Here is a 9,834-nt window from a genome sequence, read left to right on the forward strand (position 1 = left end):
TTGCTATACTATAAGTTAAATAGTAACACAACCAATAAAGTCCTAAGAAAAATTCAAACATATTACATTATATTAATTAGGGTTAAACCAAGTATTTACTCTTGGATTTTTTTTTCTTTTTCTTTATCGAGTCTTCAAACTGCTTTTCTTGCATATCAAAACTTGGCCCTGAAAGTAGATAGTTGAAAAAGCACACAAAACTACTTTGATTACTCTCTAGCATAAAATCCTCTAAAAAATTAAAACTCTCATGGCTCTGCAATGCTTTATACTCTTTTTGACTCTGGTTGTATCTTTGTAGCACTAAATTTTTAAGTGGATTTTCAATCTTTTTTCTAAGCGTATTAAAATAGGAGTTGTGTTTGGAGTTTAACTTTTGACTTAATTTTTTAAAGTTAAACACCACTTTTAGCTCATGAGATATAAAAACAAAGTCTTTTTTAAGCTTATTGGATAATTCAACTAGATTAATACCTTGATTTTTCAATAGCTTTTTAAACTCCGAAAAAGACTTACTTTGCTTAAAATAAGCTTGAATTATCTTTTTTAGCTCTGAAAGTTCACTAGTTTTATCCACTCTTAGCTGTGTTGATTTATTGTAGTGACTCTTTAAAAAATCTTCATCTACTACTAAATCAAAGCGGTAACATGAGAAAATATTACTGGCTTTATTCTTGTTTTTATCTAAAGCCACATAAAACACATGGTCTTTTCTTTTTGATTTAATAGCCTGGACATTAAAAAGTGATAAAAGTGCGTTATACTTTTTAAAACTTGTAAACAAATAGTGTTTAGGCAAAGTGCAAACAACGCTATTTATTTGATCATAAACCGAAAACTCAGCGTGATTTACAATATCTAGTAAAAACCGCTTATAACCTTTGTCTTTTTTCTGATACCCCGTTAACCCGAACTCCTTTGTGATTTCTCTACAAGCATTATGCGCATGAGAGTAATCATAGAGCTTTTCAATCTTCTTGCCCCATAAGTTAACTGCAATAGTAGCAATATGTATGTGAATCCTTTTTAAATCAAAGTGTTTATAGACAATATAAGGTTGGTTTTTTAAATTTACTTTAGCCATATAAGTTTTAGCTATAAGCAGTAACTCTTTATCACTTAATTTATCCTTAGGATGAGGATTAAGCGATATGTGCCTCACTGGCCTTTGAGTTGAAATATTTTTTAAAAGATAAGCTTGGAAATACCTTTGAAAATACACAGATAAATCCTCCACCTTATAAAGTGGATACGCTACTTTGTGTAAATATAAAATACTAGCCTCACAGGCCTTCACCTTATTTTGATTATAACGAAGCACATTTAGAATATCTTTGCTTTTGCCAATTCTAACTATCATATTCTTTTTGTTTATCTATGACAATCTTCTCAAAATCTAGGGTTAGCGTTATTATATCTTTACAAAGTTTTGAAAGATCAATAGTTTCTTTGAAAAGCTGTTGATAGACCTCTAACTTCTTGTCTTGCTCTTGGCTTTTTTGAACTAAAGTATTATAATTTACAGCGATTGCTTTAAAATGATTGATAAGTTGAGTTAAACTAGAGTGGTATTCTATAGCTATTGGATCTATAATAACACTCTTGATCTGATTGTTTAATATTCTTGAGATAACAAAATTAGATTTGTTTCTAACTTGATATTTTTCAATGACCTTCTCAAACTGTTCAGATTCTGATTCAGTTAGATAAATGGAAAGTGTTTTTACTATTTTTCTAGTAGTTTCCCTTTGCCTTGAAACCATCTTTTTATCATTAGTATTCATAGTCTTATTATTTAGATTTACAAAATCTACTTAATAAAACGTCAATTAAATTATCATGGAATACAAAGGACACTTTTGGAATATATTGGCCTAATCTTCTATTGTTTAGAATTATATATAAAAATAAAATAGCTCATTGCTATAATTAAACACTATAAAACAAAGCCTTTAGGTAAGCTAGAAATGTCCAAGTCTTTAGGATTAGCTCCTTGAAGTAGAGCATTAATAACCTCATCTTGCTTTAATTCTTCAAACTCATCATAACTAAGCCCAAACATAATTTGCAGGTTAACCTGAGTAATGGCTTCATTTGAATCGATAAACTTATCGGAATACATTCTTAAAAACTGTTGCTTTAAAATCTCTTTTACTTGAAACTCTTTATAAGCTATAAAATCATTTTCTTTTATAGCTAAAATTCTCTTTAAAGCAATAAAGTCATTGAGCTCTGCCTCAGTGATACAGTCATCTTTTAAAGTATAATACGCATACAAGATTAGAAAATCTAAAGCCTCTTGTTTGAGCTGCTCTATTATGATATTATTCTCACGCAAATAAGTTTTTAACTTAGCAATTGAAGTATCTTTGGAGATTAAAATTGCTACTATTTCTTGTAAAGCCTTATTATTATACTTATAAGTTAAAGCGAATTCTTTAAAATGGTCAGATAGGTTATACATAGTTTAGCAGATGAATTTAAATTATTTTCTCTTATATAGGTTCTTTCTACCATTGGATATGGAAACCACAATTCCTTCTTTTCTTAGGTTATTCAAAACATTTGATATAGCACCACTTGTAACTGATACATCAATAAGTTTATCACTTTGCATTTTCTCCTTAATCTCAGCTACTGTTCTATAATCAGCGAAATATTTACTAACTACTAATTTACGTACTTTAGCTGTTAGATTAACTTTTTGCTTTAAATCTGCTTTTAGTTTGTAGATTGTAACAGAATTTAAACTAACATCCATTAACTCACTTAGAGCATAGTCAACTGCTTTAGCATACTTCACATAAAAGTCAATATCTTTAGCTGTTCCATTTTCAACTTTAGATATACTACTTTTCGAAACACCTGTCAAATCAACTATATTTTCTTTTGTTAGATTAAGAGAATCTCTTTTACTTCTCAGTTTTTTACCAATCAACTTCTTATAAGACATAAACTTTTCAACACTTTATTTTACACACAAAATCGATTTAAAATCAAATCTTTTTTGTGTTTAATATTTTTTTACTATATTTGCTTTTATATAGATGTAGCTATTAAGCTTTCTATCGTTTTCAACGATGTTATCGTAGTGTAAAATCCTACAATACAGAATAGAGTATCCGTAAAATCACTCTATGCAAAAAGGTTTATATTTTTGCATTACAAGCGAGTAATACTCACGTATACTTTTATATTCAATGAGTTTTCTCATTTAGAATTTAGGACACCTACGACTTGATTGTATGCAGATATTCCTATGTAAATCTTTACATGGCTAATCGACTATACAATACATCGTTTATATAATCTATGTGTGCGATTTTGTTTAATAACATCGCTAACAATTCTTATAAATAAAAAGGGTTGTTTATATGTGAATAGACAATATTATCACTCACATACTAAGTGGTGTAAAAAAAGGTTGTTTCCTATAATACACTACCCTAACCTTTGGTTAAAGACATAGCTTTACCTAAGATTGGTTTTTTCTATTTTTAAGATTCGCACTCTAAAAGTAATTCCTTTCTTGCTGTTTTCCAAAACAGATACATTTTAAAGCAAGTCTAAAAGCAAAAGGTTGCAACAAAAGTGATAGTCTAGCAATTAATTGCTAGGCTATCTCAGTGAAACTAAAGCATTGGATTTATATCTTTTATGCTTAAATAATACTAAATCTCTTATTCATGCCAGTCTCCCAATTAGGCATTAAGAGATTAAAATACAAGGTATAGGTGTTTTTATTTTATAAAAGCAATACCACTTCCTTAAAGGACTTATCGAATAATCCTATTCGAGAATTTTCAATTATTTTTTATTACAACAAAACAATTATTAACCAAACTAAACCAAGTAATTACTATGAAAAAACAAACTTGTTAGAGTGATTATTTACAATAGTGATATTAACGTCCTAAACTTTATTTTCTTACCAATAAACTCACTTTTACAAGCAGACAAACTTTGATATAAAATTGAATTAGTGAATTAGTTAGTACTGCTTAACAAGTTTAATATATCAAACCACTTCATGCATACTTTAGCGGGAAGCTAAATGGCATACAGACAAACACCATTACTTTTTAATTGATCAAGCAAATAAAAAGTAATGGTCAATTAAGCATTAAAGACAAACAACAACTATAAAACTAAACTATCTATTATGTCCTTAATTATCACAATTACATATAGCGCGCTGCTAAAAGATAAGCCATAGGTAAAATCTACCTTAAAATTCATTGAATTGTAATACTACAGATAATTAGTATACCGTAAAAAGACAACTCTTTTTTCAGTGTACAGGATAGCTATTGCCTTAATCCACAATTAAACAACAACAATAATCATCCATTCGACAACAAGGCTATAGTGTTAGTTTATTTAAAAAATTGCCGTAGAAGCAAATCTATTAATGCTATTTATTAACCACTAAAACTATTTAATTATGAAACACTTAGCTCTTAGCATAAACTTCTTTAACAGTAAAGTAATCCAAAATTCATAAAGTTAGAACGGGAAAGATAGTTTAGCTAAGGGCACTAAAAACAACACAATGCGCTGGTCAAAGGGATTTTGAAAAGCGCTATTAAGTCCTATGACTATCTCTTGTCTCTTAGATAAAGCATTTTGGGAGACATGCTATAGAGGCTAGAGATAGTCTATAAATATTATTAACTAACTAAAAAGATACCCTAGTGATACTTAACGGCAATAAAAATCTTAATGATTAAAACTAGTGTATCCAATCAATTATAAACATTATGAAACTAAATTACACAATCAAAATCGGTTATAGGATGGCACTTTTTCTAAGTATTCTACTCACCTATAACACACATGCCGTAAATTTTGATGCAAACCTTACTGACTTTGATCAAAATAAAAAAAACAAAGTAACTGGCCTAGTTAAAGACAATTACGGAGCGCTTCCAGGAGTTCACGTTATAGTCAAGCAAACAAACGTAGCTACCTCAACTGATTTAGATGGTAAATTCACAATTGAGGTAGCTAAAGGACAAACCCTAGTTTTCTCAATGATTGGATTTGAAGATAAAACTATTACTTATCAAAGTGGAAACAACTTCAATATAGTCTTAAATCAAAAAACAAGTACACTTGATGAGATTGTTGTCAACGCAGGGTACTACTCTGTAAAAGATAGAGAGCGTACCGGTAGTATAGCACGTGTAACGGCAAAAGATATAGAGCTTCAACCAATAAATAACCCATTACAAGCACTTCAAGGAAGAACACCCGGAGTTTCCATAACAGAACACTCAGGGGTACCTGGCGGTGGAATAGACATAGAAATTAGAGGACAGAATTTTATGGGATTGCAAAATTCTGGCAGAAACAATCCTTTTTATATAATTGACGGAGTTCCATTTCTATCCGATGCATTAGGTACAAACAATGGCAACTTATCATACGAAATATTACAAGCTAAAATAAGTCCCTTAAATGCAATAAACCCAAGTGATATAGAAAGTATAGAGATATTAAAAGATGCTGATGCTACAGCCATCTATGGATCTCGTGGAGCTAACGGAGTAGTACTTATAACAACGAAAAAAGGAACACAATCAAAAACTAGTTTCACTATAAGTTCTACTACAAGTTTTAGTAAAGTGCCTAAGTTTTTAGACATGATGAATACCCAACAATATATCAAAATGCGTGAAGAAGCATATTTGAATGCTAATGCAAGTTTTCCTGCTAATGCCTATGATATAAATGGAGTTTGGGATAAAAACAGATATACCAATTGGCAGAAAGAATTAATTGGAGATACAGCAACGGCTCAAGAAACCTCATTAGGAATAAGAGGTGGTAATGAGTTCTCAAACTTCAACATTAACTACTCACATAGTGAAAGCACAACAGTCTTTCCAACAGATAAAGGGTATAAAAGAAACTCTGCACTTATGAGCTATAATTATATGAGTAAAAACAAAAAACTTTCTGTAAACTCATCTACACTATACTCTAACCAGAGTAATAACTTGCCAACTGCAGACCTGACAAAACAATCATTAACCCTTGCTCCAAATGCACCTTCACTATATGACAAAAATGGAGAAATAAACTGGCAAGATGGAACTTTTAGAAATCCAATGGCTAATCTCAAGAGTTCTTATGAGAATAAAACATCAACAATTATTCTTAATTCAAGTATATCTTATGCATTAATTGAAAACTTAAATGCTAAAATCAATATTGGTTATACAAATAATCACCTTGAAGAAAGAGTACTTATTCCACACACAATATTTAATCCTGCTGCAAATCTCACGAGTGAACGCTCAGAGTCAAACCTATCAAACCAAAAAAGCCAAAGCTTCATTATTGAACCACAACTCGCTTACAATCTTTCATTTAAAAAACATAGCTTAAACACTTTAATAGGATTCTCTTATCAACAAAATGACAACGAATCTGATCAAATTAGGGCGAAAAATTTTAGTTCAAATGCGTTTATAAAAAATATTGGAGCAGCCAAAGAACAACTTATAGTTTCTACTGGAAAAAACCAATATAAATATGCCTCAGTGTTTGCTAGAATAAATTATTCATATGCACAAAAATATATAGTAAACTTAACTGCTCGTCGTGATGGCTCTAGTAGGTTTGGAGATGACTATAAATTTGGAAACTTCGGAGCTATAGGTGCTGCTTGGATATTCTCCAAAGAAAATTTTGCTAAAAATATCTCATGGCTTTCATTTGGTAAACTAAGAACAAGTTATGGAATAACAGGTAGTGATAATATCGGTGACTATGCTTACTTAGATACCTATACAATTAATAGATATCAATATAATGATCAAGTAACTTTAAGCCCTACCGCTCTATATAATCCAAAATTTAAATGGGAAAACACAACAAAGTTTGAAATAGCAACGGAACTTAGCTTTTTTAATGATCGATTAAACACCACAATTGCTTATTATAATAATCGATCATCAGATCAATTAATAGGTACAACTCTACCATCCACCACGGGCTTTAATAGTATATCTGGAAATTCACCTGCTGTGGTTGAAAATAAAGGATGGGAATTTTCAATTTTTAGTCAAAATATAAAAACTAAAAACTTTTCTTGGACTACAGATTTTAACCTTTCATTTCCTAAAAATGAACTAGTATCCTACCCTGGCCTTGAACAAGGAACTGAAAGTAGTAAATATGTTATTGGTAAACCGATTCAAATTATAAAAATGTATAAATATCAAGGATTAGATCCAAAAACAGGTGAGTTTACCTTTTATGATTACAATGGAGATGGAAAAATAACATCACTTGATAAAGAACATACTGTGAGTTTAGCACCAAAATTTCACGGAGGATTACACAATACAATTTCTTACAAAAACTTAAGTTTAGATTTTCTCTTCTATTTCGTTAAAAAAGACAACTACAATATCAACAAGTATTACAACTCTCCTGGAGCAGCTATGCTTAATCTTCCTTCTGCTATGAATGATTATCATTCAAGTAGCAATCCAAATGCAACATACATGCCAGCTATATACAATAATCCCAAAAACAGTTTACAAATAAACTATACAGAAAGTGACGCTACAATATCTGATGCTTCATATATCAGATTAAAAAACGTAGCTCTATCATATGTAATGAAAATACCAAAAATTAAAGTAGAATCGCTAAGACTTTCATTACAAGGACAAAACCTATGGACTATTACTTCCTACAAAGGTATGGATCCGGAATTTGTATCATTTGGTTACCTACCACCACTTAGAACAATTTCATTTAGTGCTCAATTAACCTTTTAATAAAAAACAACATGAAAACATATATTTTAACATACAAAACACTAATATCACTTTACCTGTTTTTATTAGTAATATCTACAAGTTCATGTACCAAACTTGTAGATATTGATTCCTCTACTACTCAAATTGACAAAACTGATGTATACAACGATCTATCTACAACTAAAGCAGCATTAAACAACCTTTATTTGAATCTTTCAAATAACTCATTATTAAATAAAAGTGGTAGTGGAATTTCCTTTAACCTATCGATATATACTGATGCCTTAGATTATTATGGTACAAATATCTCTGGCTCAGAGATGTATTTAAATACATTTTCAGATAATAACTCACAAAGTACATCATGGTGGAATACTTCATATCAACATTTATACGCAATAAATGACTTCATTCAAGGTGTTACAAATACAGATGCTATTTCCATTGAACTAAAACAAAAAATGTTAGGAGAAGCTCTAACCTTAAGAGCATTGTACTATCATTATTTAGCACAACTATATGGTGATATACCCTATACAACTTCCACCAACTATCTGGAAAACAAAAACATCTCAAAAACCACGTATCTCGATGTACTTACCAAAATAGAATTAGACCTTAATCAAGCTATAGAATATTTAGATTATACCTATACAAATAAAGATAAATTCTATATCAATAAAACTGTACCAGAGCTACTACTAATTGAAAATTATATACTTCAAAAAAAATACCAAGAAGCAGAAGAACTAGCAAGTTCAATAATAGATAGACAACAATACAAAATTGAAGATGATTTACTTAACACTTTTAAAAAAGAGGCTACAAGTACTATTTGGCAGTTTAGCCCATTGTTTTTAACTGCAAATAGCGCAACACCTGAAGCTACATTATACATCTTTTCAAATTTTACCACTTCAAGTTCCGTTTTATCTAAAAAAGTACTTAGCCTATTTGATGACAATGACAAAAGAAAACAACATTGGTTAAATAAGATCATAATTAATGATCAAACGTTTTATCAAGTTTATAAATACAAAAACAAAACAAACAATCTTGATGAGTTTTCAATTCTATATAGAATAGAGCAAATATATATAGACTTAGCTTTTGCATTAACAATGCAAGAAAAACAAGAACAGGCTTTAACTGTCTTAAATCAATTAAGACAAAAAAGAGGACTTTCAGACCTTTCCTTAACTCTAAGTAAGCAAGAAACAATAAATGCAATTCTTGAAGAAGACTTAAAGGAGTTTTATACTGAGAATGGTAGACGATTCTTTAGTTTAAAAAGAGCTGGAAAACTAAATGAATTAACTCAGAGTAAACCAAATTTTAGGCCTTACCATGATTTATTTCCAATACCATCAAGTCAAATACAAATAAATAAAAACCTTTTACCTAACAATCCTGGATACTAACATGAATTATACTGCAATGATAAAACCAATAATATTGTGTGCTATAAGCATAACATTGATGTCTTGTCAACATTCAATAGAAAAAGACAATATCAATGAACCTATAAAACAGACTAATAATGATGGGTCCATTACTATTCAAGGAAAAGTTACAGTTAAAGATCGTGACTATCCACCTATTGGTTTAACAACAATGAATATTAAAAATAAATGGTCGTTTGTTAAAGAACTTAAAAGTCAAACAGCATATGGAGAAAATGAAAGAGTTTTTGTAAATAAAGATGGTTACTACAGAATCACAATAGACAAGAATGATACCTTAGTTTTATTGCCACCAGATATTCTTTACAAAAAACCTAATTTCTTTACAGGCTTTACTCATAATCAAACACTCAATATTGAACTAGAAGAAACGCCTGAGAGATACATATCACAAAGAAAGCAATATCAAAACAACGGCTTTGAAATATTTGAAAAACATATCTCTAAAATAAATCCTGATAAAATAGTAAGAGTAGCCGGTAGAATAACTAGCTCTAATACACATGAACCCTTAGTGAATAAAGATATTAGTCTTTTATATCAGAACAATACTAATAATACTTCTATTCATCACTTAACAGATAGCTTAGGAC

General features: G+C 29.9%; 7 protein-coding genes. 3 read left to right on the forward strand and 4 right to left on the reverse strand.

The annotated features are described in order from the left end of the window. Nucleotides 1–82: 82 nt before the first annotated feature. The 4 genes from GOQ24_RS10225 to GOQ24_RS10240 all read right to left on the reverse strand — a co-directional run bounded on the left by GOQ24_RS10225 (nt 83) and on the right by GOQ24_RS10240 (nt 2,953). Nucleotides 83–1,360 carry a relaxase/mobilization nuclease domain-containing protein gene (locus GOQ24_RS10225; RefSeq protein WP_160339617.1) on the reverse strand — a complete coding sequence of 426 codons (1,278 nt, stop codon included), beginning with the start codon at nt 1,358–1,360 and terminating at the stop codon, nt 83–85. Further along, nucleotides 1,350–1,784 carry a hypothetical protein gene (locus tag GOQ24_RS10230; protein WP_160339618.1) on the reverse strand — a complete coding sequence of 145 codons (435 nt, stop codon included), beginning with the start codon at nt 1,782–1,784 and terminating at the stop codon, nt 1,350–1,352. Before GOQ24_RS10230 ends, GOQ24_RS10225 begins: the two co-directional genes overlap by 11 nt. Before the next feature lie 152 nt (nt 1,785–1,936). Beyond that, nucleotides 1,937–2,464, reverse strand: a complete 528-nt coding sequence (locus GOQ24_RS10235; RefSeq protein ID WP_160339619.1) for a hypothetical protein — start codon at nt 2,462–2,464, stop codon at nt 1,937–1,939. Nucleotides 2,465–2,485: 21 nt separating this feature from the next. Then, entirely contained in the window at nt 2,486–2,953 is a 468-nt protein-coding gene (locus tag GOQ24_RS10240; RefSeq protein ID WP_160339620.1) for a helix-turn-helix domain-containing protein, read from the reverse strand. 1,807 nt (nt 2,954–4,760) lie between these two features. Here GOQ24_RS10240 and GOQ24_RS10245 point away from each other — a divergent pair. The 3 genes from GOQ24_RS10245 to GOQ24_RS10255 all read left to right on the forward strand — a co-directional run. Next, on the forward strand, nt 4,761–7,796 hold the full coding sequence (locus GOQ24_RS10245; RefSeq protein WP_160339621.1) for a SusC/RagA family TonB-linked outer membrane protein: 3,036 nt from the start codon (nt 4,761–4,763) through the stop codon (nt 7,794–7,796). An 11-nt stretch (nt 7,797–7,807) separates the two neighbouring features. Then, nucleotides 7,808–9,199, forward strand: coding sequence for a RagB/SusD family nutrient uptake outer membrane protein (locus tag GOQ24_RS10250; RefSeq protein WP_155092564.1), 1,392 nt, complete (start codon nt 7,808–7,810; stop codon nt 9,197–9,199). Between the two features lies 1 nt (nt 9,200). Then, nucleotides 9,201–9,834 (forward strand): hypothetical protein (locus GOQ24_RS10255; protein ID WP_160339622.1); only part of this gene is annotated, 634 nt, incomplete at its 3' end.

The sequence above is a fragment of the Myroides sp. LoEW2-1 genome, from assembly GCF_009767705.1.
Lineage (GTDB): Bacteria > Bacteroidota > Bacteroidia > Flavobacteriales > Flavobacteriaceae > Flavobacterium > Flavobacterium album_A.